The organism is Bifidobacterium polysaccharolyticum (genome assembly GCF_016101585.1).
In the GTDB taxonomy this organism is placed as follows: Bacteria; Actinomycetota; Actinomycetes; order Actinomycetales; family Bifidobacteriaceae; genus Bombiscardovia; species Bombiscardovia polysaccharolytica.
Genome location: NZ_JACFQG010000001.1, coordinates 477559 through 503073 on the forward strand (window position 1 = coordinate 477559; position 25515 = coordinate 503073).

At 63.1% G+C, this 25515-nt stretch carries 21 protein-coding genes and 1 other RNA gene; 6 read left to right on the top strand and 16 right to left on the bottom strand.

From position 1 onward, the window contains the following. Window positions 1–84: 84 nt before the first annotated feature. Window positions 85–759 (bottom strand): ribosome hibernation-promoting factor, HPF/YfiA family, encoded by a 675-nt coding sequence (gene hpf, locus H3T90_RS01925; RefSeq protein ID WP_110425114.1) that lies wholly within the window; start codon window positions 757–759, stop codon window positions 85–87. A 177-nt stretch (window positions 760–936) separates the two neighbouring features. Between hpf and rnpB the strand changes: the two genes are divergently transcribed. Beyond that, an RNA gene (gene rnpB, locus H3T90_RS01930) (RNase P RNA component class A) lies at window positions 937–1314 on the top strand. A gap of 36 nt (window positions 1315–1350) precedes the next feature. On the opposite strand, the gene H3T90_RS01935 is transcribed toward rnpB, so the two are convergent. From H3T90_RS01935 to H3T90_RS01970, 8 genes are all read right to left on the bottom strand, one after another. Further along, entirely contained in the window at window positions 1351–1788 is a 438-nt protein-coding gene (locus H3T90_RS01935) for a regulatory protein RecX (RefSeq protein ID WP_046322778.1), read from the bottom strand. A 2-nt stretch (window positions 1789–1790) separates the two neighbouring features. After that, on the bottom strand, window positions 1791–2087 hold the full coding sequence (locus tag H3T90_RS01940; protein WP_198229407.1) for an intermembrane phospholipid transport YdbH family protein: 297 nt from the start codon (window positions 2085–2087) through the stop codon (window positions 1791–1793). Window positions 2088–2362: 275 nt separating this feature from the next. Then, window positions 2363–3517, bottom strand: coding sequence for a recombinase RecA (gene recA / locus H3T90_RS01945; protein WP_046322775.1), 1155 nt, complete (start codon window positions 3515–3517; stop codon window positions 2363–2365). 228 nt (window positions 3518–3745) lie between these two features. Further along, complete coding sequence (locus H3T90_RS01950; protein ID WP_024627845.1) at window positions 3746–3979, bottom strand: DUF3046 domain-containing protein; 234 nt, start codon at window positions 3977–3979, stop codon at window positions 3746–3748. A 145-nt stretch (window positions 3980–4124) separates the two neighbouring features. After that, complete coding sequence (locus tag H3T90_RS01955) at window positions 4125–4643, bottom strand: helix-turn-helix domain-containing protein (RefSeq protein ID WP_110425112.1); 519 nt, start codon at window positions 4641–4643, stop codon at window positions 4125–4127. Window positions 4644–4899: 256 nt separating this feature from the next. Then, window positions 4900–5454, bottom strand: coding sequence for a CinA family protein (locus tag H3T90_RS01960; protein ID WP_198229578.1), 555 nt, complete (start codon window positions 5452–5454; stop codon window positions 4900–4902). Window positions 5455–5465: 11 nt separating this feature from the next. Then, complete coding sequence (gene pgsA, locus H3T90_RS01965) at window positions 5466–6071, bottom strand: CDP-diacylglycerol--glycerol-3-phosphate 3-phosphatidyltransferase (protein WP_110425110.1); 606 nt, start codon at window positions 6069–6071, stop codon at window positions 5466–5468. Window positions 6072–6178: 107 nt separating this feature from the next. Then, window positions 6179–8878 carry an FtsK/SpoIIIE family DNA translocase gene (locus tag H3T90_RS01970; protein ID WP_198229408.1) on the bottom strand — a complete coding sequence of 900 codons (2700 nt, stop codon included), beginning with the start codon at window positions 8876–8878 and terminating at the stop codon, window positions 6179–6181. Window positions 8879–8978: 100 nt separating this feature from the next. Here H3T90_RS01970 and H3T90_RS01975 point away from each other — a divergent pair, with 100 nt between their 5' ends. Further along, window positions 8979–9710, top strand: a complete 732-nt coding sequence (locus H3T90_RS01975; RefSeq protein WP_198229409.1) for a Fic family protein — start codon at window positions 8979–8981, stop codon at window positions 9708–9710. A gap of 10 nt (window positions 9711–9720) precedes the next feature. Here the strand turns inward: H3T90_RS01975 and H3T90_RS01980 are convergent, their stop codons facing one another. Genes H3T90_RS01980 through miaB form a run of 3 tightly spaced genes read right to left on the bottom strand, consistent with a single transcriptional unit; the run spans window position 9721 to window position 12692 of the window. Next, window positions 9721–10242 (bottom strand): MerR family transcriptional regulator, encoded by a 522-nt coding sequence (locus tag H3T90_RS01980; RefSeq protein WP_198229410.1) that lies wholly within the window; start codon window positions 10240–10242, stop codon window positions 9721–9723. A gap of 34 nt (window positions 10243–10276) precedes the next feature. Continuing rightward, the gene (miaA, locus tag H3T90_RS01985) at window positions 10277–11305 is read right to left on the bottom strand and encodes a tRNA (adenosine(37)-N6)-dimethylallyltransferase MiaA (protein WP_198229411.1); all 1029 of its coding nucleotides are present in this window, start codon (window positions 11303–11305) and stop codon (window positions 10277–10279) included. Beyond that, window positions 11292–12692 carry a tRNA (N6-isopentenyl adenosine(37)-C2)-methylthiotransferase MiaB gene (gene miaB / locus H3T90_RS01990; protein WP_232350486.1) on the bottom strand — a complete coding sequence of 467 codons (1401 nt, stop codon included), beginning with the start codon at window positions 12690–12692 and terminating at the stop codon, window positions 11292–11294. The genes miaA and miaB overlap by 14 nt, the downstream gene beginning before the upstream one ends. 151 nt (window positions 12693–12843) lie before the next feature. On the opposite strand from miaB, the gene H3T90_RS01995 reads away from it, so the two are divergent. Then, window positions 12844–13554, top strand: a complete 711-nt coding sequence (locus H3T90_RS01995) for a GTP pyrophosphokinase (RefSeq protein ID WP_046322765.1) — start codon at window positions 12844–12846, stop codon at window positions 13552–13554. Window positions 13555–13674: 120 nt separating this feature from the next. Here H3T90_RS01995 and H3T90_RS02000 read toward each other — a convergent pair whose 3' ends face one another. Next, window positions 13675–14514, bottom strand: a complete 840-nt coding sequence (locus tag H3T90_RS02000; RefSeq protein WP_198229413.1) for an aldo/keto reductase — start codon at window positions 14512–14514, stop codon at window positions 13675–13677. Between the two features lie 333 nt (window positions 14515–14847). Here H3T90_RS02000 and H3T90_RS02005 point away from each other — a divergent pair, with 333 nt between their 5' ends. The 3 genes from H3T90_RS02005 to H3T90_RS02015 all read left to right on the top strand — a co-directional run bounded on the left by H3T90_RS02005 (window position 14848) and on the right by H3T90_RS02015 (window position 19508). Next, window positions 14848–18408 carry an RCC1 domain-containing protein gene (locus tag H3T90_RS02005; RefSeq protein WP_198229414.1) on the top strand — a complete coding sequence of 1187 codons (3561 nt, stop codon included), beginning with the start codon at window positions 14848–14850 and terminating at the stop codon, window positions 18406–18408. Window positions 18409–18468: 60 nt separating this feature from the next. Further along, window positions 18469–18606, top strand: coding sequence for a hypothetical protein (locus tag H3T90_RS02010; RefSeq protein ID WP_198229415.1), 138 nt, complete (start codon window positions 18469–18471; stop codon window positions 18604–18606). Window positions 18607–18704: 98 nt separating this feature from the next. Beyond that, complete coding sequence (locus H3T90_RS02015; protein WP_198229416.1) at window positions 18705–19508, top strand: Bax inhibitor-1/YccA family protein; 804 nt, start codon at window positions 18705–18707, stop codon at window positions 19506–19508. A 51-nt stretch (window positions 19509–19559) separates the two neighbouring features. On the opposite strand, the gene acnA is transcribed toward H3T90_RS02015, so the two are convergent. From acnA to H3T90_RS02030, 3 genes are all read right to left on the bottom strand, one after another. Next, complete coding sequence (gene acnA / locus H3T90_RS02020; RefSeq protein ID WP_198229417.1) at window positions 19560–22289, bottom strand: aconitate hydratase AcnA; 2730 nt, start codon at window positions 22287–22289, stop codon at window positions 19560–19562. Between the two features lie 111 nt (window positions 22290–22400). Continuing rightward, complete coding sequence (locus H3T90_RS02025) at window positions 22401–24887, bottom strand: HAD-IC family P-type ATPase (RefSeq protein ID WP_198229418.1); 2487 nt, start codon at window positions 24885–24887, stop codon at window positions 22401–22403. After that, window positions 24871–25515, bottom strand: a complete 645-nt coding sequence (locus tag H3T90_RS02030; RefSeq protein WP_198229419.1) for a substrate-binding domain-containing protein — start codon at window positions 25513–25515, stop codon at window positions 24871–24873. The genes H3T90_RS02025 and H3T90_RS02030 overlap by 17 nt, the downstream gene beginning before the upstream one ends.

Sequence of the window (25515 nt, forward strand, 5' to 3'; positions counted from 1 at the left end):
CGGGCATTGAAGAAGGGCCATTCTCCGGTGGTCAGACAACCTGCCGCCGGGGAATCGCCCCACAGTTCAATATCCGTTCTTCGGTTACTGCTTTCGGCCTACATGCTCAGGCGTATCGATCTCGAAGACGCCATAGCTCCATCCGTGCCGACGGTAGACCACCGATGGCCGCTTAGTCTCCTTGTTGACAAAGAGGAAGAAGTCGTGGCCGATCAGCTCCATCTCATATAGGGCCTCGTCGATACTCATAGGCTCCGCGATGTGCAGCTTGCGGCGAATGACGATAGGGGTGTCCCCCACCTGCACTTCGACCGACTGGCCCGGCGCCAGGTCCGAGGCCACGGCGCTCTGGGCGCTGTTGTCGGGATTGGACTCCTGGCCCTGCTCTCCCTGATCGCCTGCCTGATTATCCACGGGCAGATCGACGGGCAGGGGCGGATGCTCCAGTCCACGGCGGTGGTCCTTGCGGCGGTCGCGGACTCGCCGCAGACGCTGGGTCAGTTTGTCCAAAGCCATGTCCAGCGCGCTGAACTCGTCGGCGCTGGAGGCCTCGGCGCGAATCACGGTCTTGCCGGCCTGGACAGTGAGCTCCACCCTCTTGGCGCTGTCAGCCTGGCGGGGATTGCCTTCATGTGTCAGAACGACCTGGATGCGCTGGGCATCGGGGGCGATGGCCGTCACCCTGTTCATCTTGCTGTCCACAACATCGCGGAACCGCTGCTTGATTTGGGTATGTCGACCGGTAATGACGATCTCCATGGGAATCTCCTTGCACTCGTGAGCGGACGAACCGCTGGTGCGATGGCGGACTTGGTCACCATCGACTGTGCTTCCGATTGTATCCGAAGAGCAAGGCTGACTCACTGATTGAGCTTGAGGCCACAGCGGAATCATCACCACTGGTACGGTCGTTCAGTTCCGCTATGCTGTATCCCCGAGACCTCTCGGATGGCCGCGGCCCCTCCTCTTGGGAAGGGTTGAGGAACTTCCGGGCTCCATAGAGCACGATGGCGGATAACGTCCGCCCAGGGCGACCTGAGAGATAGCGCAACAGAGAACAGACCGCTCGTCCTGTAAAGACGGGTAAGGGTGAAACGGCGGTGTAAGAGACCACCGGGTCGACGGTAACGCCGACCGCATGGCAAGCCTCATCGGGAGCAAGGCCAAGCAGAAGGCATTCAGGGGTTGCTCGTCCCGCCTTCGGGTAGGCCGCTAGAGCCTGGCGGCAACGTCAGGTCGAGATGGATGGCCATCCGTCGTCCGGATTTCTATCCGGTCGATGACAGAACCCGGGGTATATGAGAGGTCTCATCTACTCTTCTACTGTGTGGTGCTTTGGCAGCAATCAGCTCAATCGAGAGGGTCGTCAGAAGCGAAAAGGTCTGCTGCGACCTGGTTGAGGAGGTCGGGGCTGTGGCCCTTGCGGGATCCAGCACTCCAGAATCGCCGTTTGCGTACCTTGAGATCGAGTCCGGCTGTCTTGCGGGCCACCTTGCGACCGAGCTCATAGGCTGAGTCGACGAAGAGTCCCTCACGAGAGGCCTGGGCCACCACCTGCGCAGCCAGTCCTGAATCCAGACCCTTGCGGGTCATCTCCGAGAGCACGCCCCGCTCCCCCAGTGTTCGATGCAGGCAGGAACGCAGAAGATCCTGGGCATAGGCCTGGTCATTCACAAGACCCAGTCTGGTCAACCGGTCGATCACCTGATTGATCACGTTCGTGTCGAACCCCTTGTCGGCCAGACGACGGGCCAGGGCTCCGCTTGAACGGGCCGCCGCATCCAGCAAAGTCAGGGCAGCCTCCCTGCAAACATCTGCGTCATCCGCATCTGCTCGTGGGACTGCAGGCGCAGAACCTCCGCCAAAGCCGCCAGCACGTGGGTGACGGCCACGACGGCGGGCCTTTCTGTCAAAACCCCGGGAAGAACGGTGCCCCTGGGAAGGATGGTGACCTGCCAGTGATTCGTCAGACATATCAGTATTGGCAGCACTGTCAATATCTTCCAGACTCCCTCCAAATCGAGCGCCATGCTCCAGCCCCAGGGCAGCAGCTTGCACTGGGCTGCTGTCTTCCTTGTAGCAGTCATTCTTCTGGCTAGCAACGGGGCGAACATCCGCAGTGGGCAGGGAATTTACGGTATGCGGAAAGCCTGAGTCAGACCGCGAATCAGTAGCGAAATCTGGGACTGTTCCCATACCCGCCGCACCTACTGAACCTGCCGAGCCAGGCGCACCTGCGGAGTCTGCTTGGAACCGGTCCGGTCGAGAATCCCGCGGCTCTGTGCTGGAGTCGGCAGAATCCTCGGCCTGAACCAGTCGGACAGGATTTTCCTTGAGGAAGTCCTCAGCCGAGATCATGGGGTCATGCAGCCTGGGCAGTAGGCACAGTGCCGTTGACGTCGACAGGAGCTGAGTCGTCTTCCTTGCTGCCTTGGTCGGCATCAGCCTGATCGTCGTTGTTATCCTCGGAGGGAGCAGGGATAAGGCCGAAGGCAACCTTGACCTTATCCTCAATCTCCTTGGTCAGACCAGGGTTGTCCTTGAGGAACTGACGGACGTTCTCCCTGCCCTGACCAAGCTGGTCGCCCTCATAAGTGAACCAGGACCCCGACTTCTTGACAATATTGGTCTGCAAGGCCATATCCAGAACCGAACCCTCCTTGGAGATGCCCTCTCCGTAGAGGATGTCGAATTCGGCCACCTTGAAAGGCGGAGCCATCTTGTTCTTGACCACCTTGACCTTGGTGCGGTTGCCCACCGCCTCGTCGCCGTTCTTCAGAGTCTGGATACGGCGGATGTCCAGGCGGACCGAGGCATAGAACTTCAGGGCCTTGCCGCCAGTGGTAGTCTCCGGGCTGCCGAAGAAGACGCCGATCTTCTCCCTGAGCTGGTTGATGAAAATGGCCGTAGTGTTGGCCTGAGACAGGGCGCCAGTCATCTTGCGCAGGGCCTGGCTCATCAGCCTGGCTTGCAAACCCACATGGCTGTCGCCCATGTCGCCCTCAATCTCGGCCTTGGGCACCAGGGCAGCCACCGAGTCAATGACGATAACGTCCAAGGCGCCCGAACGAATCAACATGTCGGCGATCTCCAGCGCCTGCTCGCCGTTGTCTGGCTGGGAGACGATCAAAGAGTCCGTGTCCACACCCAGCTTCTTGGCGTACTCGGGATCCAAAGCGTGCTCGGCATCGATGAAGGCAGCCACTCCACCGCCAGCCTGCGCATTGGCCACCGCATGCAGGGCCAGGGTGGTCTTGCCCGAGGACTCAGGACCGTAGATCTCGACGATACGGCCGCGGGGCAGTCCACCGATGCCCAGGGCCATGTCCAAAGCCAGGGACCCGGTGGGGATGACCTCCACGTCCTGGGCAGGCTTATCACCCAGGCGCATGGCCGAACCCTTGCCGAAGCTCTTTTCGACCTGCGCGAGGGCCGTGTTCAAGGCTGCCTGGCGACGGGGGTCGATCCCGCTCTCCTCTTCCTTCTTCGCCTTGCCACTGTTGCTCTGACGTGCCATATGGCTCTCCTTCTTCGTAACCGACCTCACGATGACGACATCCTGATTGACAACCTCACGATTGACAGCCTATCCGTCGTCGGAACCCGTCTGCAGTCCCGGCGCCCGATGTGGTCGAACGTGCCGATGGTCACCGGACCATGGGTATCAGTATACCCGACCATGCGAACAAATGTTCGAAAATCGCCTGGAGCAGGAAATAAATTCGCGGAGGATAAAACCCGCTGATCAGGCTGCCGGCAAGGGCGGCGCATTGTGGTCCTTCCCCCAGCGGCGGGAGTCTGGGATCTCCATCTGATCGCAGAGCACGTTCCAAACTACGCGCGGCTCCACGCCTGCATCCAGGGCCTCTATAACGGTCATGGCATCCAGGGCAGTCAGCCTTTGGTCGCGGGCCAGACTGCGTCCGTAGACCCGGCCAAAGACCTCCTCCAGCAGTTGCCAGAATTCCCGTTCACGCACCCGACATCACCTTTCGTCCAAGGCCCACCTTGTCACACCCCTTCTACGGTAGCAACCGACAGTCAGCAGAAGAGGGCGCCTGGTTCATAAGAACCGGACGCCCTCAAGAACGGTCCGCCGGATCAACCAGCCGGATCGGACGTGCTTACTCCTGAGTGGACTCCAGATAGTCCGCCACCATCCGCAGTGTCTGAGGCACACCCAAGCCCAGCGCGTCGGCGATGGAGCTCAACAGTTCAGAGCTGGCCTCCTTCTGGCCACGTTCCACCTCGGACAGGTAGCCCAGGGAGACGCCTGCCTTCTCGCTGACCTCACGCAGGGTCTTGTGATCATTAGTCCTCAGCTCGCGCAGCACGTGGCCCAGGGCCTCGCGCAGAGAGACGGTGTGGGTGACGGCACGGCCGTCGTTGGCGGAGGCTGCCCGCTGACGGCTGGCTTCCATGCCGTCCTCCTCCATCCACATCTTGTTCAGGTTGGCCTGGCGCTCCTCCTTGGCCTTCTTAGCGGCCTTGGCACGAATCACCTGCTGCTGGGCGAAGACAACGGCACGACGCTGGGCGGGTGTCAGATCACGAACCCGCGCATTGCGCTCCACTCCGGGTGCGGCTGGCTTGACATCATAGGTATTGTTGGTTCGAGTCATCACGGTCTCGGTGCTGGCCATAGCAGCCCCTTTCGCCATTATCGTGTTCAACTTCTTACGCAATGACCAACAGACGAGCCCAAAGATTATTCCAGGGGAGGAACCCGAAAGGCCCGTTTTGTGACCAAAGTCACGTATGCGAAAGACCAGAGCCAGGAGGGATGGCTCAATACAGCTAGCCTCTTGCCCCGGGCCTGCCGGCTACAGCAAATACTGCAAGCGCAAGACCCGACATCGGCTTGCGGAAGCCATAAAAGCAACTTACCACATCATGCCCTCAGCCCCGCGAATGCAGGGCCCGATCCAGCTGGTCCAGAATCCTCATGACCGTGCCCCTGCGCACCTGCTCCCGGTCGCCATCCAAGTGCAACTCATAAGCATAGGTCCGGTAGGCATGGGACTGAAGGCCAGTCTCCATACGGCCACCCATCACCCGGACTGGTAGGGCCAGACCGATGTAGACCAGTCCGGCAGGATCATCCCCATCAGGACCCGGACCAGCTACACCTGTAGTGGCCATACCGATAACCGTGTCCTCGTGCCCTGGCCGGGTGTAGAGCCTGGCCGTGCCCTCGGCCATCTCCTGGGCAACGCGTGGATGAACTGCGCCTTGGGTGGCCAGCAGGTCCTGATCCACCTTGAGGATGGCAGCCTTGGCGGCGATGTCGTAAGTGACGGCTGACCCAAGGAAGACGTCTGATGCGCCGGGGATCCTGACGAAAGCATCGGCCAGCAGCCCCCCGGTCAGCGATTCGGCAACGGCCAGCAACAGGCCCGAATCACGGCAGGTGTCGATAATCCTTCCAGCCAGGTCATCGCAGCGGCCCTGCATGCTCTTGCCAATCATCGCCGCATCCCTATCACGTATTCCGCTCCTGAATAGAGGCAGAGGGCCAGGGCCACCAGAATTACCACGCGGGTGGTCACCAGGTACCAGGGCCAGACCGGCGACAGGGGCACCATGAGCATGCCCAGACCGATACATTCAAACAAGGTCTTGTATTTGCCAGCCTGGGAAGCGGCGATGACCCGTCCCTGCCTATTGATGACCAGAACCCGCAGCAGGGTAATGCCCAGCTCCCGCACCAGGAAGAGCAGGGTGACCCACCACCAGAGTTCGCCGAAGACGGATGCCACAACTAGCGCCGAGCAGATCAGCAACTTGTCGGCGATGGGATCCATGAGCTTACCCAGCTCGGTCACTTGATTGTACCGGCGGGCCAGCCACCCGTCCAGCTTGTCGGTCGAGGCGGCGAGGATGAAGAGCACTGCGGCGGTCCACCGCATACCAGGCCTGCGCTCCCCCCAGGGACCAGCCATCAGATCCAGGGCGATGAAGATCAAGACCAGGAGGATACGGGTGTAGGTGACCAGATTTGGGGGTGAATTCCATCCTTCGAGAAGCCTGCGCCTCTCACGACCGGTCTCTGACTCGGCATGCTCCTGCATTGCCACTCCTTATACGCGATACTGGTGCGCTCGGGCCGTCCAACAATACTTGCCGGGCGGCAGTTTCATCATAACGGTAGACCAGGCCTAGCTTTTTGGACCAATGTTCAGCCCTGCGCTTGCTCATCCGGGGCGGAATCCATGGAGGTGGCGTCACCGCGGATGAAGGCCAGAGCCTGCTGCAGCTGCGGCGGCTGAATGAGCACCTCACGGGCCTTGGAACCCTCCGATGGCCCTACGATTCCCCTCGACTCCAGCAGGTCCATCAGCCTCCCTGCCCTGGCGAAGCCCACACGCAGCTTGCGCTGGAGCATGGAGGTGGATCCGAACTGTGTCGTCACCACCAGCTCGGCCGCCTGGAGCAGTTCGTCCATGTCGTCGCCGATCTCCTCCTGGATCTCATTCTTGTGGTCGGCCTTATCGGCCATCTGCTCAATGTCCTCGCGGTAGTGGGGCTTGCGCTGGGTGCGCACATAATCCACCGCCTTGCGAATCTCGGACTCAGAAACCCAGGCTCCCTGGACACGGGTGGGCTTGGCCTGGCCCATGGGCAAGAAGAGGGCATCGCCCTGGCCGATCAGGGTTTCAGCGCCAGTGGCATCCAGAATGACTCGGGAATCCGTGGAGGAAGATGTGGCGAAAGCTAGCCTGGAGGGAATGTTGGCCTTGATCAGGCCGGTGACCACATCCACTGAAGGCCGCTGGGTGGCCAGGACCAGGTGGACGCCGGCGGCACGCGCCAGCTGGGTGATCCGCTGAATGGAGCTTTCCACGTCGTTCTTGGCCACCATCATCAGATCAGCCATCTCGTCGACGACCACGACCAGGTAGGGATAAGGGGCTACTTTGCGATTGGAACCGGCCGGGGCGTGGACCTTGCCCTCGCGCACGGCCTTGTTGAAGTCCTTGATGTGCCGGAATCCGAAGAACTGCAGGTCGTCGTAGCGGGCATCCATCTCCTTGACCACCCACTCCAGGGCCTGGGCGGCCTTCTTGGGCTCGGTGATGATGGGCGTGAGCAGGTGGGGAATGCCGGCGTAGGCGCTCAGCTCCACGCGCTTGGGGTCCACCATGATCAGGCGGACCTGCTCCGGCGTGGCCCGCATGATCAGCGAAACCAGCATGGAGTTGATGAAGCTTGACTTGCCCGAACCCGTAGCACCGGCCACCAGCAGGTGAGGCATCTTGGTCAAGTCGGCGGTCACATAGTGGCCCTCCACGTCCTTGCCCACGGCCGTCATCATGGGGTTGTCGTCCTGCTGGGCCTTGTCGGAGCGCAGCACGTCGCCCAGGTGGACGATCTCGCGGTCCACGTTGGGAATTTCGATGCCGATGGCCGACTTGCCGGGGATGGGCGAGAGGATGCGCACGTCCGAGCTGGCCACCGCGTAGGCGATGTTGCGCTGAAGGTTGGTGACCTTCTCCACCTTGACGCCCGGGCCCAACTCCACCTCGTACTGGGTGACCGAGGGACCGCGCAGGAAGCCCACCACCTTGGCGTCCACGTCGAACTGCTGGAAGGTTGATTGCAGGGCCTTGATGACCGCATCGTTGGCCGAGGTCCTGACAGCGTGAGGCTTGCCTTTGACCAGCAGGTCCGTGCTGGGCAGTACATAGGGCCGGCTCTCGTCTACCTGGCGAGCATCGGAGGAGCTTGAAGCGTCGGCAGCCTGGGTCTGGTCCCCTGCTCCCGGAGCGGTCTGGGCTTCCATCTGCACGGTGTCGGCTGCAGCTGCGGCAGCGGCCCATGGATCCGATGCTCCCACGCCGGACAGGGCGGCCGCATCCACCTTGGGGTGCCCCTGCTCCCTGGCATCCAGAAGGGCGGCCGTAGCCGGGGCCTCCACCGCAGGCATGTTCTGTGTGGACACCTGGTCGGCTTCGGGACCCTGCACCAACTGATCACCCTGGTCAGCCCCCTCCAGCGAAGCCGCCTGGGAGAAGGGCTCATCAGCCTCGTAACGCTCAAGATGGGTGTCCGTATCCTTGCCGATACGGCCATGCAGCAAGCGACTGAACCATCCTGCCAACCCGCCCCGGCCGGAGTCCTTGGCAACCTCCTGATCCGGCTCCTGGTGGATGGGCACGCCGGGAGCCAGGGGCAGGGTGTCATCCCCCAGCCTGACCTCGTTGGGAGCGGTCGGCGCGGAAGCCGAGCTGGAGGCATTGGTCCTCTTGCCTCGCAGCCAGGCCATCAGGTCGCTCATATGGAATCTAAAGGTGATGAAGAGACCGAAAATGGCCACAAGGACAAAGATGATGACGGCGAAGACCTTGGACAGCCCCCAGGCCAGGGGCGATCCCAGGACAAACCCCAGAAGGCCACCTGAATCACTTATGGCCTTCATGTCGAAGCCCCGATAATCCGAGGCCTTGAGAACGTCAAGAATGGAACAGACCGACCAGAGCACCATCATGAGACCGCCCACCACAGGCAGGTTGCCGGCCTCGCGCCCGGTGTAACAGACCAGCCGGAAGGCTGCAAAGAGCAGGACCACCGGCAGGATGATGCTGCAGAGTCCCAGAACGCCCGCAGCCAGGGCGTGCAGTCCCCGCCCCAGGAAGCCGTTGACGCGGAACCATTCGCTGGCACAGAAAAGCACGGCCAGAATGACCAGCACGAAGCAGAGCCCGTCCTTGCGGTAGGCGGAGTTGTCGCCGTTTTTGCCGGCCACCGCACGCACCAGGGATCCCAAGCCCCGGGGCAGGGCCAGCAAGGCCTTGTGCCAGAAGGGTTCCGAGTCCTGGCTCTCCTTGGATGTGGTCCGGCCGCGACCGCGTGCGTCTGCTTGCTGCTTACGTGTCATAACCCCTTCAGCCTACCCAGAACCCCAGTCCGCGTCGGGCCCGACCGATCAGTGTGCACAACTCTTCCAGACGTGGGCCTGCAGGGCTAGCATCGTTGGCATGACACCAGCCGAACGTCAGAGCGCCGTGGCCTTCGCCCTGCGCAACCTGCTTTTGGATGACCGTCAGCCCGGTCCTTGGGCCCTTCAGGTGGCCAGCGACTTTATGGCGGGCAGAAGGCAGGCCGAGGCGCTGGCCGATCAGGCCCGACGCTTGGAGGCCGAAGGTGGCAGCAAGAACGCCGGGGAGAATGCCCCGACGGATGCCCTCTTTCTGCGGACCATCCTGGTCTGTCAGCGGCCTTGGGCGACTGAGGGCGATCTCGCAGAGCTGCGGGCCATCCACCGCCGACTGCTGCCCGGCCTGTCAGAAGAACAGATCCTGCGCCGATCTCAACCAGACGACGACGCCAGTCTGTACCCGGCATCCATGCTGGAGCAGGGAGCAGCAGCCATCGGTCAGGAACTGGCTACCGAACGCAACCTGGCCAGCCTGGACCGCCCGGTCTTCGTTGAGCGCCTGGCCCACTACTACGATGAACTCTCCTACCTGCATCCCTTCGCCGACTGTGACGGTATGACCCTGCGCATCTTCCTCTCGCGCCTTTCCCACGATGCCGGCTGGGACCTGGACTGGGGACGGGCCGATCCGACCGCCCACCGCCGGGCCCTCCAGCGAGCGCTCCGGTGCAGCACCGACGACCTGCAGGCCCTGATTGCGGGCATGGTCCGTCCGGTCAACCCAACCAGGATATTTCTGATCGCCGGATGGGACCAGGGCCCAGCCCACTGAGCCGACAGCCTCAGCCTGCCAGCCGCTCGTTACCGCTGCGCTTGGCGGCCTCGATGATCTGGGCACTCTGGTTGATCAGTTCTGTCGCCCCAGCCTGGTCGTGGTCGCGGATGTGCCCCCAGTATTTTATTTTGAGCTGCACATACCGCTTCCGTGCGCGCAGGTCGGCCATCTGCTGGCTCAGCCGCCGTCCCTGCTCGGCTAGGAGCTCAATCTGCCTTCCGGCGGTCTCAGCTCCCCCGGCGCGGTTGCCCAGATACTCCCGCATGTGCTCCAGGGACATGCCCGTGGCGCTCAAGCAGGAGATGGTCTCCAACAGGTCCAGATCCTTCTGGTTGTAGCAGCGGTGGCCACTTGAGGGATCCCTGGCGATGGGCGGAATGATGCCGATGGTCTCGTAATAGCGCAGAGTGGTCTCTGGCATTCCCGACATGAGCGAGGCCTGTCGGATGGTGTACCAAGGCCCGGATTCCTGGTTGACCTGAATTTGAGGGGTCTGGGTTTCAGCCTGAGGCTGCATGATGGTGGTCATACTCGTCCAGCCTAGGAACTTCAAGTACTTGAAGTCAAAGCGCGCCCAGATGGTGTCTGGTCACCCTCCCCTTGTCCGATTGGTCGGCCTGAGCATCCGCCTGGTCGAAGCAGCCTCGGTCGGACTGGTCCACCAGGTCCAGGGCCTGTTCAGCCAGGTCCGGGGCCAGGGCATTCAGCCAGTGGATGCGCGGATCCCTGCCGAACCAGCCCATTTGCTTGCGGGCCAGGCGCTTGGTCTTCTGCGCTATCAGCTCGAAGGCGGCATCCAGGTCGGTGCGGCCGTCCAGGTAGTCAAGAATCTGCTGATAGCCCAGGGCGCGTGAGGCCGTAGTCCCCAGGCGGTTGCGTAACCCTCGCACCTCGTCAACAAGCCCCTGATCGCGCATGGCCTGGGTACGCTGGTCGATTCTGTGGTCCAGCTCCTCCCGGTGCAGATCCAGTCCCAGCTGCAGGGCGGGCAGCAGGTAGCGGTATCGGGGCAGACTGGCCGAATAGGGCCGTCCGGTAATCTCCATGACTTCCAGAGCCCGCACGGTCCTCCGTACATTCCTAGGATCCATCCGGGCCGCAGCCTCCGGGTCCCGGTCCTGGAGCTCGCGGAAGAGCAGGCCGGGGCCCTCCTCTTGGGCCCGCTCCTCCAGCCTGGCCCTGACCGCCGGATCGGTGCCGGGGAAGGACAGATCGTCGATGACAGCCCGGGTATAGAGCCCGGATCCGCCCACCAAGATTGGCCTGATTCCCTGCGCCCGCAGGTCAGCTATCAGGGACCGGGCCATGGTCTGGAAGCGGGCCACGCTCATGGCCTCCTCCGGCTCGATGATGTCGATCAGGTGGTGGACCACCGCCTGCCGCTCCTGGGCCGAAGGTTTGGCCGTGCCCACATCCATTCCCCGGTACATCTGGTAGGCATCGGCATTGACGATCTGAGCCTCCTGCCCGCGCTTTTGGAGAGCTTGTGCCAGGGCCACGCCCAGGTCAGTCTTGCCCGAGGCCGTGGGACCCACGATAGAGACGATACGTGGCCCCTCCCCGGCAGGCTGCTCCGGTTCAGCGGATGTCATAAACCTGACCTACCTGGGGATCCGGATCAGCAATCAGATAGTGGGGTCCGGCCTGGGTGACGGTGCAGGTCACGAGGTCCCCGGGCTTTGGCGCAGGCATCCCCTTGGGCACGCCGACGTGGACCAGCACGCCGGTGCGCTCATGCCCGGTCACCCGATGGGTGCTGCCGTCATGCCGACCGTGCCCGTCGCCGATGAGTACCTCCACCTGCCTGCCCAGGAAGGCCTGCATGTGCTCCATGGTGATGGACTCCTGCAGGGCCTGCAACCGTTCGAACCTGTCCTGAACCACGGCCTTGGGCAACTGGGGCATGCGCGCGGCCGGCGTGCCCGGACGGGGCGAATACTCAAAGATGTAGGCCGATGAGAAGCGCGCCCGGCGCACCACATCCATGGTGGCCTGGAAGTCCTCCTCGGTCTCTCCGGGGAAACCTACGATGATGTCGGTGGTGATCAGGGCATCGGGCATGGCGGCCCGCACCTTGTCAAGTATGTCCAGAAAACGCTGGGACCGGTAGGAGCGCCTCATGGCCCGCAGAATCCGGTCCGAGCCCGACTGCAGGGGCATGTGCAGCTGGTGCATGACTGTGGGCGTCTCGGCCATGGCCGCGATCACATCGTCGGTGAAGGCCGCAGGGTGGGGCGAAGTGAAGCGGATCCGCTCCAGCCCAGGCACCTGGCCGCAGGCGCGCAGAAGCCGAGCGAAGGCGTAGCGATCCCCCGTGGACCAGCCGTAGGAGTTTACGTTCTGCCCCAGCAGAGTCACCTGGCGGGCCCCGGATCGCACGCAGTCCTCAACCTCCTGCAGAATGTCGTCCATGGACCGGTCCCGCTCCCGCCCGCGCACGGAGGGCACGATGCAGAAGGTGCAGGTGTTGTTGCAGCCGACCGATATGGACACCCAGGCCTGCGAGCGCGAGGATCTGACCGCCGGCAGCCTCCCGGGCAGATCCCGCAACTCCTCAGAAACCCCCACCTGGGGTCGCCCGTCCCTGCGAGCCTTGTCCAGCAAGCCGGGCAACGAGCCAATGTCCCTCGTGCCAAAGACCGCATCCACCCAGGGCGCCGCCTTTACGATCCGCTCCCGGTCCTTCTGGGCCATGCAGCCGCCCACAGCGATGCGCGTGTCGGGCTTGTGCTGCTTGAACCTGTGCCAGCGTCCGATGGTCCCGTACATGCGCTGGGTGGCGTTGTCGCGTACGGCGCAAGTGTTGAGCACCATCACATCCACCTCGCGCGCGCGAACCTGCTCGGGCGTAGCCTGCTGGTAGCCCTGGTCCCGGAGCACCCCGGCGATCCGCTCGGAATCGTGCTCGTTCATCTGGCAGCCCAGGGTCCGTACATAGTAGACGCCCCTGCTGTCCTTACGCTGAGCGGTCACGCTCATACCCTCGCCTGCTTCCATAAGCCATGATTGTATGCGCAGGTCGGGTCCCGCGGCCATCGGGGCCTGTGCGTACCATGAGTCTTGGTTACGAACGGCGGCATGGGAGGTTCATGTGATACTTGACCGTAACAGTGCCATGAGCGCATCCGAAATGAAGCAGCGACTGTCAGACTTGGACGAAAAGGACCGTCCCAAGCTGGACATCGACGAGATAACGGAATTCGTCAATCTCATGCAGACCTACGAGGGGGCCATGTACGAGATTTCGACCAAGCTGGACGTGCTGGACACCGAGTTCCAGGTCCGGTTCAGTCACAACCCCATCCACCACATGGAGCGTCGACTCAAGAGCGTGGACTCCCTGATCGGCAAGCTGCACCGCAAGAACCTGCCCGTCACCATCCCCTCGGTGCGCGATCACATCTTCGACGTGGCCGGCGTGCGCGTCATCTGCAACTACCGGGACGACGTCTACTCGGTCTCCCGCTATCTCTCCGACCAGTCGGACATCCAGGTGCTGAGGGTCAAGGACTACATCCGCAACCCTAAGATGAACGGCTACCGCAGCCTGCACGTCATCTACGCCGTGCCGGTCTTCCTGACCTCTGGTCCCCACTACACGCCGGTCGAGGTGCAGTTCCGCACCATCGCCATGGACTACTGGGCTTCCCTGGAGCACCAGCTGCGCTACAAGTCCGACCTGCCAGACGCCCGCCTGGCCGAACATTCGCAGACCCTGCTGGACTGCGCCCGCTCCCTGCAGAACATCGAGGTGCAGATGCAGTCCATCCACCGAGACATTTCAGGTTCGCCCCAGGAGCAGGAGTCCGACGACGAAGCCATCAGTGGGAATAACGATTAGCTGAATCCTCACAAATCCTTTACCATAGGAATCAGGCCAGGTGGAAGGGTTGGGGCTTCTGCCGGGTCCCGGGAGGAGGCCCCGCCTTCAAGGTCGGGTCTCCTCCTGTACCACCATCACTCAGAAGTCGAAGTTGTCGGGATCCGCGCCTGTGCGCTCGTCCCTGTTCATGGCGGTGATGGCCTTCATATCCTCATCACTCAGCTCGAAGTCGAAAACCTGCGCGTTCTGCTCAATCCGCTCCTTGTGGGTGGACTTTGGGATGACGATGACCCCACGCTGCAGGTGCCAGCGCAGCACAATCTGCGCCGGGGAGCGGTCATAGCGCTCGGCCATGGTCTTGAGCCTGGGATCGGCCAGCAGGTTGCCGCCGGTGCCTCCCAATGGGCTGTAGGCCTCCACATCCACGCGCAGGGTGCCATGGCAGTAGTCGATCAGGTCGTCGTTGACGAACTGGGGCGAGGACTCGATCTGGTCGACCGCCGGCTTGGTGCCGCTGATGGTGTGCAGCTCGTCCAGGTGGTGCTTCTGGAAGTTGCAGACCCCGATGGCCCGCACCCGCCGCTGGGTGTAGAGCTCCTCCATGTCCTCCCAAGCCTGCTGCCAGCCCTTGGCGGGCCAGTGGATCAGGTAGAGGTCCAGGTAGTCCACACCCAGCCGGTCCAGGCTCTCTTTGAAAGCCTCTTTGGTGCGTCCCGCACGGATGTCGTCATTCCAAAGCTTGGTGGTCAGGAAGACATCCCGCCGGTCGACACCAGAGCGACGCAGACCCTCCCCCACTGACTGCTCGTTGCCGTAGATCATGGCGGTGTCGATGTGGCGATAGCCCGCCTGCAGGGCCCAGGTGACGGCCTGGCTGGTGGCCTCGCCGTCGGGTGTTTGGAAGACCCCAAGCCCCAGCTGGGGGATGCTGACCCCGTTGTTGAGGGTGATGACGGTATCGGTGACGTTTCCTGTCATATAGGCATACTCCTTGTCGACCAATCGAAGGTCGCGACGTGTTGTGTTTATTCTAGCTGGCAGGCAAGATGGAAAAATGCCAATCACGACTTTATCGATTGGCGGCTGCTGCACACGCCTAACTTTATGCACTTTATGCATTTACAACTCGCACATTATCTGTTGTCTTGGTGGTAGGGTAAAGGGCGGGATGTCGAGAGACGACTGGCTTCCGCCGGGATTCGCGCAATCTGATACACATCTTACGTCGGCAGGCAGAAGGGCTTCCGACAGGCAGAACTTTAGGAGGCAAACGGCGCTGATTCTGCATGGTGCCGGTGGGGGGTTGGTGTCATGCGTCTGGTTTCCCGTCTGCGTCGCATCTGTGCGATGATGATTGTCCTGCTGGGCCTGCTGGCGGGCCTGGGCGTCGCATCCGCCCAAGCGGACGCTCCTGCACCCGCCGGATCAGGCCCTCGCGTAGCTGAGCAAACCCCCGCCATTCCCCCCAGCAGCGCAACCAATACCCCCCTACCTTCGCCCTCGCCTCTGGAAACCGCCTCGCCGCTGAACCCCACGCCGAGCGCTACAACATCGTCATCGCCGACGGGCACACCAGAAAACACAGACTCCGCTTCAGACAAGCCATCCGATCAGACGGATGATCAAGCCTCGCATATGGTGCGCTTCGACCCTGCCGACGGGAGCAAGACGACACAGGAGAGCGTGAAGACCGGGATTCTCGCCTCCCCTCCGGAACGCAACCCTGTACGTGATGGCTTCCGGTTCGACGGGTGGACGCATGACGGCCAGCCCTACGACTTCCAAACCCCGGTCCTCCAGGATATGACCCTGAAAGCCCAGTGGTCGAAAACCACGGACTGGACGCTGAGCCCGGACCATGGGCCCGCCTCCGGCACCCGTCTGACCATCAGCCCGCCCGGCCTGCAGAAGCCGTACTACGTCAGCATCCACACAGCAGGCGGCCCGACAGTCGGATTGACCGGCAACGGCCGCATCTACACATGGACGAAAGACAGCACTCCCAAACAGGTGCCCTTCCCCACCCAGGCTGCCGAAGGGTTCCACTACCTGCAGGCCGCAGCCGGCAGCCGTTGGCGGGCCGCACTCGGATCCGACCAGCAGGTCTACACCTGGAACAGCGGACAGACTGAACCCGTGATCCTCAACACTGATCAGAACACCGGGTTCACCAGCATCAGCATGCACGATGACCAGCTGCTGGCGGTGGACCGGCAGGGACGGATCCACGCCTTCCAGGCCGGCAGCCAGGACGAGACCCCGGAATTCACCGAACAATCCACGGCCAGCCTGCCCGGGCATTCTCAGGCCGTCACCGCCGTCGCCTCCGACAAACGGATCCTCATCGTGGACGCGGACGGGCAGGCCTGGACCTGGGAGACGAGCAAGATTGGAAAAGCCGAACCCGAACGCGTCATGCAGGGCCAGGGCAGGCGCATCATCCAAGCCCACGCTCTCAGCCAGGGGTTCATCCTCCAGGACGCGGACGGGCACGCCTGGTACCTGGCCGACGGCTCGACCAAAATAACAGCCGCCAGCCTGCCGGAAAGTATGAAAGCCCGCTCAATCACCACCAACGGCAGCCAGGCCGTCATCACCGGCAAGGACGGCCAAGTCTGGGCCTGGAAGCCCGGCAGCAAACCCGTGCGCGCGGACGACGGCAGCCAAGCCTACACGCAGGCCGCCGAAGCCGACGGCAGGATCACCGCCATAGACAAACAGGGCCGCCTGTTCACGTGGAGCCTGGACGCTCAGGGCAAACCCGGCAAGCCATCCAAGCTCGACACCAGCACCGCGCCCACATTGGAAACAGCCAGCCTGGACGGCCAGCCGCTCACACTCACCAAGACCGGCGACGCCTGGCAGGCGGACATGCCCGCCCGCAAGCCCGGACCAGCCGCCATCACGATCACCGGCAGGCAAGGCAGCCAGCCCTTCACCAAGAGCCTGGACTACACGGTCGACCAGACCCTGACCAGAGACGCCACTACAGACTCCACCCATACAGTCACCTTCGACACAGAAGAGGGAAACACCAAGCCCGAAGACCAGCAGGTCCCCTACCCGTACGGCAGGGCCAAACGACCCTCACCCGACCCGGTACGCGACGGCTACCAGTTCGACGGATGGTTCACAGGCAACACCGCCTACGACTTCAGCACACCCGTCACCCAAAACCTCACCCTCACCGCCAAATGGACGCCAGGCAGATGGACCATCAACCCCGACAGGGGCAGCCAGCTGGGCAACGAAACCACCACCATCACCCCGCCTGACAACACGAGTCGAGGCGTCAGATTCAACCAAGTCAGCGGATCAAAAAACGACAGCAGTATTCCCTATGGTTTTTCCTTGGCTGTGGGCAGTGACGGGAACGCTTACGCGTGGGGCGACAACAGGTATGGCCAGCTCGGCGACGGCACGACCACCAGCCGGCATACACCAGTCATGGTGAAGAAGCCTGATCGTAAGACGTATACGGACCTGCCGGCGGATTTCACCTACGTGCAGGTCAGCGCCGGAAGCTATTACTCGTTGGCCTTAGGCAGCGACGGATACGCCTACGCCTGGGGATGGAACCCGTATGGCCAGCTCGGCAACAACACAACCAGCGGCAATAATGCGAATCCTGTTCCTGTTCGAGTGCGCGACCCAGCCAGCCCTGAGGACGCAAGCAAAGGACTACAAGCCGTACAGGTGAGCGCCGGATACTCTCATTCGCTAGCCGTGGGCAGCGACGGATACGCCTACGCCTGGGGATACAACGAGTATGGCAAGCTCGGCAACAACAACAACCATCCGTCTGATGTTCCTGTGCACGTGTGCGACCCCGCTGACGCAAGCAAAGGACTGAAAGCCATTCAGGTGAGCGCGGAATGGAGGCATTCGCTGGCAATCGGCAGCGACGGTTACGCCTACGCCTGGGGATACAACAAAAATGGGCAGCTCGGCAACAACAGCACCAGCGGCGAGAATGCGAATCCTGTTCCTGTCCGGGTGCGCGATCCCGCCAGCCCCGAGGACGCAAGCAAAGGACTACAAGCCATCCAGATCAGCGGCGGGTACTCTCATTCGCTGGCTGTAGGGAGCGACGGATACGCCTACGCTTGGGGATTCGACTACTGTAGTCAGCTCGGCAACAACAGCACAACGGATTCAACTGTTCCTGTGCACGTGCGCGACCCCGCCAGCCCTAATGACGATGATAAAGGACTGCGAGCCACGCAGGTGGACGGCGGATACGAGCATTCGCTGGCCGTGGGCAGCGACGGATACGCCTACGCCTGGGGAAACAATGACAAGGGCCAGCTCGGCAACAACGCAACCAGCGGCTACTATTCCTACCCTGTGAAGGTGCTCGCCTCCGAGCAGTCCTCGAGCAAGGCCGGCCCCTGGCTGCACGCCGTGCGAATAATCGCCGGTGACCAGCATTCGCTGGCCATCGACACGGACGGAAACACCAAAGCATGGGGACGCAACGACTCTGGACGGCTCGGCGACGGCACCACTAGCAGCTCGAGTGTTCCTGTGCCGGTGGCGTTCAAACTGCAGCTGGTGATCACTGATGTCTGGTTCGACCAGACCCCCGTATCAGGGCTGACCAGCGGCGATGGCAACAGCGTCACCGTGACCACGCCCGAACACCTGCCGAGCACGGTCACGGTCAGCGTAGACTATACGCTGTGCGGTGCACCCCAGCAGCCGGACACATCCCTCAAATACACGTACACGCCTGCGGGCGTACTCCCCCAGGCCGGAGGGGAAGGCATCCTGCTCGCCCTGACCACCGGCATGACCGGCATGGGCGGGGTCCTGGCATCCCGCCGTCACCGAAGAGAACAGCAACAGCTGTCACACGCTTCGCCCGAATAAAAGAGGCCAGGAGGCGTATCAATCCCCCGCCCTGACCTACACAGGGGAGCAGGGAGGAACGTGCCAGTCAAGGCTCAAACCCCACGGGTCCGATACTCCTCCCGCGCCCCACCACGTCCATCCTGCCAAGTGCTGGGCAACCGCGATGACGAGAAGTGGGCATGCAACCATCCCGCCATGGCAGCCATCCTCGCCTGATTCCAGCCAGAGCAAATACCTTTTATATGGCCAAACCGGCCATGTAGAATTGAACCAGACGATCATCCGCCACAGGCGGGAACGACAAGGAGGAGCAGATGGCTTTCAACGGGGATTCGCGGCCGCAGGCCCCATACAGTCAGTACGCACAGCAACCGATGCCTACCACGCAGGGTGGTGAACCCTACGGCATGGGTTCGCCCATCGACACCAACGCAGCATACAGCTTTGAAAAGGCGGAACGGGTCTCCATGTCCCGTGCCTATGCAGAGATGGCCATCGGCCTGCTGGTCACCGCCCTGACCGCCTACCTGACAGCCCGGACCGGTCTGCTCCTGGCCTTCATGCAGGCCACGGGCACCTTGGGCTGGATCGGCATGGCCGTGGTCCAGGTGGCCTTCGCCATGGTCCTGAGCGTCCGTGTTATGCGCATGCGCACCTCCACCGCCCGGGTCATGTTCTACATCTATGCAGCCCTGATGGGCTTCACCCTGAGCACCATCTTCATGACATACTCCCTGCCGTCAATCATGCTGACCCTGGTGATCAGCGCAGGCTTCTTCTTCGTCCTCAGCATGCTGGGGCTGACCACGCGGCGCAACATGCTGGGCATGGGGTCCATCTTCATGGCCGGCCTGCTCATGCTGATCCTGGTCCAGGTGGTCATGCTTTTCGTGGCCCCCTCCAACACGGCCCTGCGCGTGGTCTCGGCCATCGGCATCATCCTCTTCGCCGGGCTGACCATGTATGACGCCCAGCAGACCAGGGTCATCTTCGCCACCTACCGCAGCCAGGGGCCGGAGGCCATTAAGCGGGTCTCCATCCTCTGCGCCCTCAACCTCTACCTGGACTTCGTCAACCTCTTCCTCTACATCCTGGACCTGGTCGGCGATCGCAACTGACAAGGAAATCCCCGCCCCTGGCATTGGTGGCGGGGATTTTTTATATCTTCTTCAGGCTTCCTGGTTAGCTCTGGACAGCAGACCACGCAGCACGTACTGCAGGATGCCGCCGTTGCGGTAATACTCGGCCTCGCCAGGTGTGTCGATACGCACCTTGGCCGCAAACTCCACCTTGCTACCGTCGGGCCGCTGAGCCCGTACCTGGACCTGCTCGGGCAGGGAGCTGTTCAGGACATCGACACCAATCAAGTCATAGGTCTCCTGACCGTCCAGCCCCAGGCTTTGGGCCGACTCCCCCGCTGGGAACTCCAGCGGCAGCACGCCCATGCCGATCAGGTTGCTGCGGTGGATGCGCTCGAAGGACCTGGCGATGACGGCCCGCACACCCAGCATCCTTGTGCCCTTGGCCGCCCAATCCCTTGAGGAGCCTGTGCCGTACTCACTGCCGGCCAGTATCACCAGGGGCGTGCCCTGCCTGGCGTAGTCCTGTGCCGCCTCGAAGATGGTCGTCTCCTGACCGTCCAGGAAGTCGTAGGTGAACCCTCCCGGGCGCACATCCAGCCCCACCGAGGCCAGCAGCTGATTGCGCAGACGGATGTTGCCGAAGGTGCCCCTGACCATGACCTCGTGGTTGCCGCGCCGGGAGCCGTAGGAGTTGAAGTCCCTGGGGGCTATGCCATGTTCCTGCAGATAGCGGCCGGCCGGAGCGTCAGCCTTGATGGCCCCTGCAGGCGAGATGTGGTCGGTGGTGACCGAATCCCCCAGCAGGGCCAGCACCCGGGCCCCATGGATGTCTTCCAGGCGGTCGGGCTGGGCCTTCATGCCGTCGAAGAAGGTCTGGCGACGGATGTAGGTGGAATCCTGGTCCCAGTGGAAGAGCTCGCCCTCCGGCACCTCCAGCTTCCGCCAGCGCTCATCCCCGCCGAAGACATCCGCATAGTCGCGCAGGTACATGTCCCGGTCCAGGGCGGTGCCCACCACGGACTCGATGGCCTCCTGGGAGGGCCAGATGTCCGCCAGCATGACTGGTTTGCCCTGGCTGTCCTGGCCCAGGGGGTCGTGCCAGGGGTCGAAGTCCATGGTGCCTGCCAGGGCGTAGGCCACCACCAGGGGCGGCGAGGCCAGGTAGTTCATCTTCACATCCGGGCTGATGCGCCCTTCGAAGTTCCTGTTGCCCGAGAGCACAGCCGTCACCGTCAAGTCATGATCGGCGATGGCCTGGTGAATGGCCGGGTCCAGAGGGCCGGAGTTGCCGATGCAGGTGGTGCAGCCGTAGCCGACCAGCTCGAAGCCCAGGGCGTCCAGGTCCTCGCTCAAGCCGGTCCGGGTCAGATAGTCCGTCACCACCTGGGAGCCAGGAGCCAATGAGGTCTTGACCCAGGGCTTGGGCTTGAGGCCCCGGGCGCGTGCCAGGCGGGCCAGAAGACCAGCAGCCACCATGACCGAGGGGTTGGAGGTGTTGGTGCATGAGGTGATAGCCGCAATGACCACATCCCCGTCCCGCAGGCTGAACTCGCTGCCGTCGGCCTTCTTGACCGGCACAGCCTCGCCGTTGTCCCTGCCCTGGTCGCTGTAATCTTTGAGGTCCCGATGGAAGGTCTTTTGGGCCTGGTCCAGCAGGATGCGGTCCTGGGGCCGCCGGGGGCCGGCGATGGATGGCCGCACCGTAGACAGGTCCAGCTCCAGCACCTGCGAATACTCAGGCTCGGGGCAGTCGGCATCCTCCGGGTCCATCCACAAGCCGTTGGCCTTGGCATAGGCCTCCACCAGGCGCACATGGTCGTCGCTGCGACCGGTCAGACGCAGGTAGTCCAGGGTGATTTGGTCGATGGGGAAGATGGCGCAGGTGGAGCCGAACTCAGGGCTCATATTGCCCAGGGTGGCCCGGTTGGCCAGGGGGACCTGGGCCAGGCCCTTGCCGTGGAACTCCACGAACCTGCCGACCACGCCCACCTCGCGCAGCATCTGAGTCACGGTCAGCACCACGTCGGTGGCGGTAACCCCCTCGGGGATGGATCCGGTCAGCTTGAAGCCCAGGACCTGGGGCACCAGCATGGAGATGGGCTGGCCCAGCATGGCCGCCTCGGCCTCGATGCCGCCCACGCCCCAGCCCAGCACGCCCAGGCCGTTGACCATGGTGGTGTGGGAGTCGGTGCCCACGCAGGAATCCGGGTAGACCAGAGCCGGCCCCTCCCCCTGGGTCCTGTCCCTGCGCATTACCACTTGGGCCAGATACTCCAGGTTGACCTGGTGGATGATGCCGGTGCCCGGGGGCACCACGCGGAAGTTTTGGAAGGCCTGCTGGCTCCAGCGCAGGAAGCGGTAACGCTCACTGTTGCGCTGGTATTCAAGATCCATGTTGTGCTCCAGGGCGCCGGGCACGCCCGAGCTGTCCACCTGGACAGAGTGGTCAATCACCATCTGCGCTGGGATGAGCGGGTTGACCAGAGAGGGGTCGTCGCCCAGGGCCTTGACGGCATCGCGCATGGTGGCCAGGTCGACCATACAGGGCACGCCGGTGAAGTCCTGCATGAGCACCCGGGCGGGGCTGAACTGGATCTCCCTGTCAGGCTGGGCCTTGGGGTTCCAGTTCAGAAGTTGGTCCAGTTGGTCCCGGGTCACCGTGGTTCCGTTCTGGTGCCGCAGCAGATTCTCAGCCAGGATGCGCAGGCTGTAGGGCAGATGATCAATCCCCGGCAGGTCGCTGATTCGGTAGTATTCGAACTCCTCGGAGCCCACCTTGAGCTTGGAACGACCGGCATCTTGTGCGGATTCTGACATGCACCACCCCTTCCTTGGACGCTCAGGCATTAGTCCTTGCGCCCATGTGGACCGGCGGCGGGAGAGCCCCAAACCGTCAGCGACGCTTATCTGTGCTTTTGAGGTTCATTCTTAGCGCCCATGTGTTACCTGCCGGATGTAACGTGCGCATGCTGGATAGCCCAGGACGGCCAGGACCATGAGCAGAGCACCAACTAGGGCGAAGGCCACGGTGGCGGCCAGGGCAGGACCGGTGGGCAGACTGATGGCGAAGAACTGCGCCACTATGGGAATCAGGGCTCCGATCACTCCGGCTGTGGCGAAGAAGAGGACCAGTAGGCCCCTCCAGGAGCGCAGAGGTCGGGCCACCTGGGTCAGGACTAGCACGCCCATGCAGAAGAGAATGATGGCGCAGACGGACCGCCAGCGTCCCAGATCCCCGGGCCGAGCCAGGTTCAGGTCCAACAGACCGGGCAGGCTCCAGGCCGCCGCCAGCACAATGAAAGCCGTGGCGATGCCCGAGGGCAGGGCGAAGGTAACCACCCGCTTGAGGAAGCCGGGCCGGTAGCGCCTGGTGTTGTGGGCCAGCGCCAGGAAGAAGGCCGGTGTGCCGATGGTCAGGGCGCCGATGTAGGTGATGTGCCGTGGCAGGTAGGGGAAGGGGATGCCGGTCAGGACCACGCCCAGGGAGATCAGGGCCGAGTAGACGGTCTTGACCAGGAAGAGGCCGGCCACACGCTCCATGTTGGCCATGACTTGCCTACCCCGGGCCACCACGTCAGGCAGATGGGAGAAGCGCGAATCCACCAGGACCAGCTGGGCCACGGCCTTAGTGGCGGCCGCAGCATTGCCCATGGCGATGCCCAGATCCGCCTCCTTCAAGGCCAGGGAGTCGTTGACCCCGTCGCCGGTCATAGCCACTGTGTGACCCTTCAGGTGCAGGGCCTGGACGATGGCCTTCTTCTGGTCGGGCAGAACCCGGCCCAGCACGTCCACGTCCTCCAGGACCTCGGCCAGAGCTGCCGTGTCTTCGGGCAGCTGACGGGCATCCATGGCCCGGGGTGCCCGGTCGCCGGTCAGACCCACCTTGCTGGCGATGGCCGCCACCGTGGCCGGGTTGTCGCCCGAAATGACCCGGCAGCGCACGCCCTGTTGACGGAACCATGCCAGAGTCTCGGCAGCGTCGTCGCGGATGTGCTCAGAGCAGGTGATCAGGGCCAGGGGCTTCAGGTTCCCGGGCAGATCGGGACTGCTGGTGAAGTAGTCAGACTGGTCGGTGCTCGGATACCCATCGGGGGCGGCCAGCATCAGCACCCGGTAGCCGCGGTCGGCTAGGTCGGCCACTTGCTGATCCACCTGGGGCCATCTGCCCGCCTGGGATGCCAGGAGCACCTCCGGGGCGCCGAAGTACCAGATCCGCCCGGACTGGTCGGCCACGGCGCTCCACTTGCGGGCCGAGGAAAAGGGCAGGCGGCTGACGGCTCTGCCAGGATGCAGGTCGTCTATCCCCTTGAGAATGGCCCGGCCGGTGGCGTTGGGGCTCTCCTCTGCGCAGACGTCCACCAGGGCCTGCCGGAGCTGCTGTGCCGGCAGATCCTCGGCCAGCTGGTGCAGGTCGTCATAGACGATGCCCCCGTCGGTGATGGTGCCGGTCTTGTCCAGATTCAGGGCATCCACCCTGGCCAGGGTCTCCACGGACTCCATCTGCTGGACCAGGGTCTGATGCCGGGCCAGGCGGATGGCGGCTAGGGCGAAGTTCAGGGAGGTCAAGAGGACCAAACCCTCGGGGATCATGCCCACAACACCGGCCACGGCAGACACCACAGCCTGCCGCCAGGCTCCCGTGGCCAGCGCCGTCTGGAAGCCGCCCACGGTCCGCATCTGGGTGAAGATGAGCAGCAGACAGAGGGGAATGACCACTACCGTCATGACCTTGAGGATGGTGTTGATGCCCTCGTTCAGGTCAGAGCGAACCTTCTTGTAGACCTTGGCCTTGGCCGTCAGCGTGGCGGCGTAGGAGTCGGCGCCCACGGCGGTCACCTGGGCCAGAGCCATGCCCGAGACGGCTGTGGAACCCGAGTAGACCTGGTCGCCCGGCTTGTGCTTGACTGTGCGCGACTCACCGGTCAGCATGGACTCGTCCAGCTCCAGACCGTAGGTGTCGATGATCTGCGCGTCTGCGGGCACCTGGTCCCCGGAGCGGATCCAGAGCAGGTCCCCCTTGACGATGGCATCGTGGGGCACGGTCAGGTTGCGCCCATCCCTGCGCACCGTGTAATCGGAGGCCACCAGGATGGACAGCCCGTCCAGGGTGTGCTTGGCCTTGAGCTCAGTGGCCACGCCAATGCCGGTGTTGATGATGATGATCAGGCCAAAGACCGCGTCATTCCACTGCCCGGTCAGCAGGACCACCACCATGGCGGTCAGGATGATCCCATTGAAGAGGGTGAAGACGTTGTCACGGATAATCTGGCCCAGGCTGCGCGAGGTTTGGTCCTGGGAGACGTTAACCAGACCCTGGGCCTTCAGCTGCTCCACCTCCTGCGAGCTCAGCCCCGGCCGGTCAGTGTCAGGAAAGCCTGTGCCCACTGTCGGCTCTTGCTCACTGCCTGTGCTCATCCTCGGCCCCCTCTCGGTCGGCGCTCAGGCGCACGGCCATGATCCTGGCATGCGGCCCGTCGTCCACTATGGTCTGCAGAGCGTCAGCCAACATAGGCGAGTGCGGATGCCCAGCAGGATCCACCGGGTGGACCGTAGCCGCATAGTAGAGCCTACCTGGGTCAGGGGTCCAAGCCTTGGCGCTTTGAGCGAACTCTACCACAGGGATGCCCGCCTTCCGGGCCGTCTTCAGGACGGGAGTCCAGTTCCCGGCCCCGGGCCGACGGATCAGAATCAGACTGACACCCCGGTTGACGGCATCCTGCACCCCATCCTGCTGATCGCTAGTGGACTGCGCTGAGGAGAAATAGCCCTTTATACGCTCCGCCTTCAGCGATGCCAGGATGCGGCTGTCAAGACCGGCATCTGGGTCCTTGTCACCTGTCTGCGGGCAGCCAATCAAAGCCACTAGTATGTCGGAGCGATCGACACCGTCATGGGGCACGGTGCCATCATTCCAGGAGTCGCCCACTGCCCTGCCCTTTGGGGCACAGCCGGTCAGCATGGGCAAGCCTGCCAACAGGGCGACCGCCATCAACAGACCGCAGAGCCGCCTGACCACTGCCAAGACCCGCCCGGCGCGGTTCAA

Bases quoted from the DNA above. Each gene is read 5' to 3' on its own strand.
- hpf (WP_110425114.1), bottom strand. From the start codon at position 759: ATGGAGATCGTCATTACCGGTCGACATACCCAAATCAAGCAGCGGTTC.
- H3T90_RS01940 (WP_198229407.1), bottom strand. From the start codon at position 2,087: ATGACTGCTACAAGGAAGACAGCAGCCCAGTGCAAGCTGCTGCCCTGG.
- recA (WP_046322775.1), bottom strand. From the start codon at position 3,517: ATGGCACGTCAGAGCAACAGTGGCAAGGCGAAGAAGGAAGAGGAGAGC.
- H3T90_RS01955 (WP_110425112.1), bottom strand. From the start codon at position 4,643: ATGGCCAGCACCGAGACCGTGATGACTCGAACCAACAATACCTATGAT.
- H3T90_RS01960 (WP_198229578.1), bottom strand. From the start codon at position 5,454: ATGCAGGGCCGCTGCGATGACCTGGCTGGAAGGATTATCGACACCTGC.
- pgsA (WP_110425110.1), bottom strand. From the start codon at position 6,071: ATGCAGGAGCATGCCGAGTCAGAGACCGGTCGTGAGAGGCGCAGGCTT.
- H3T90_RS01970 (WP_198229408.1), bottom strand. From the start codon at position 8,878: ATGACACGTAAGCAGCAAGCAGACGCACGCGGTCGCGGCCGGACCACA.
- H3T90_RS01975 (WP_198229409.1), top strand. From the start codon at position 8,979: ATGACACCAGCCGAACGTCAGAGCGCCGTGGCCTTCGCCCTGCGCAAC.
- H3T90_RS01980 (WP_198229410.1), bottom strand. From the start codon at position 10,242: ATGACCACCATCATGCAGCCTCAGGCTGAAACCCAGACCCCTCAAATT.
- miaA (WP_198229411.1), bottom strand. From the start codon at position 11,305: ATGACATCCGCTGAACCGGAGCAGCCTGCCGGGGAGGGGCCACGTATC.
- miaB (WP_232350486.1), bottom strand. From the start codon at position 12,692: ATGAGCGTGACCGCTCAGCGTAAGGACAGCAGGGGCGTCTACTATGTA.
- H3T90_RS01995 (WP_046322765.1), top strand. From the start codon at position 12,844: ATGAAGCAGCGACTGTCAGACTTGGACGAAAAGGACCGTCCCAAGCTG.
- H3T90_RS02000 (WP_198229413.1), bottom strand. From the start codon at position 14,514: ATGACAGGAAACGTCACCGATACCGTCATCACCCTCAACAACGGGGTC.
- H3T90_RS02005 (WP_198229414.1), top strand. From the start codon at position 14,848: ATGCGTCTGGTTTCCCGTCTGCGTCGCATCTGTGCGATGATGATTGTC.
- H3T90_RS02015 (WP_198229416.1), top strand. From the start codon at position 18,705: ATGGCTTTCAACGGGGATTCGCGGCCGCAGGCCCCATACAGTCAGTAC.
- acnA (WP_198229417.1), bottom strand. From the start codon at position 22,289: ATGTCAGAATCCGCACAAGATGCCGGTCGTTCCAAGCTCAAGGTGGGC.
- H3T90_RS02025 (WP_198229418.1), bottom strand. From the start codon at position 24,887: ATGAGCACAGGCAGTGAGCAAGAGCCGACAGTGGGCACAGGCTTTCCT.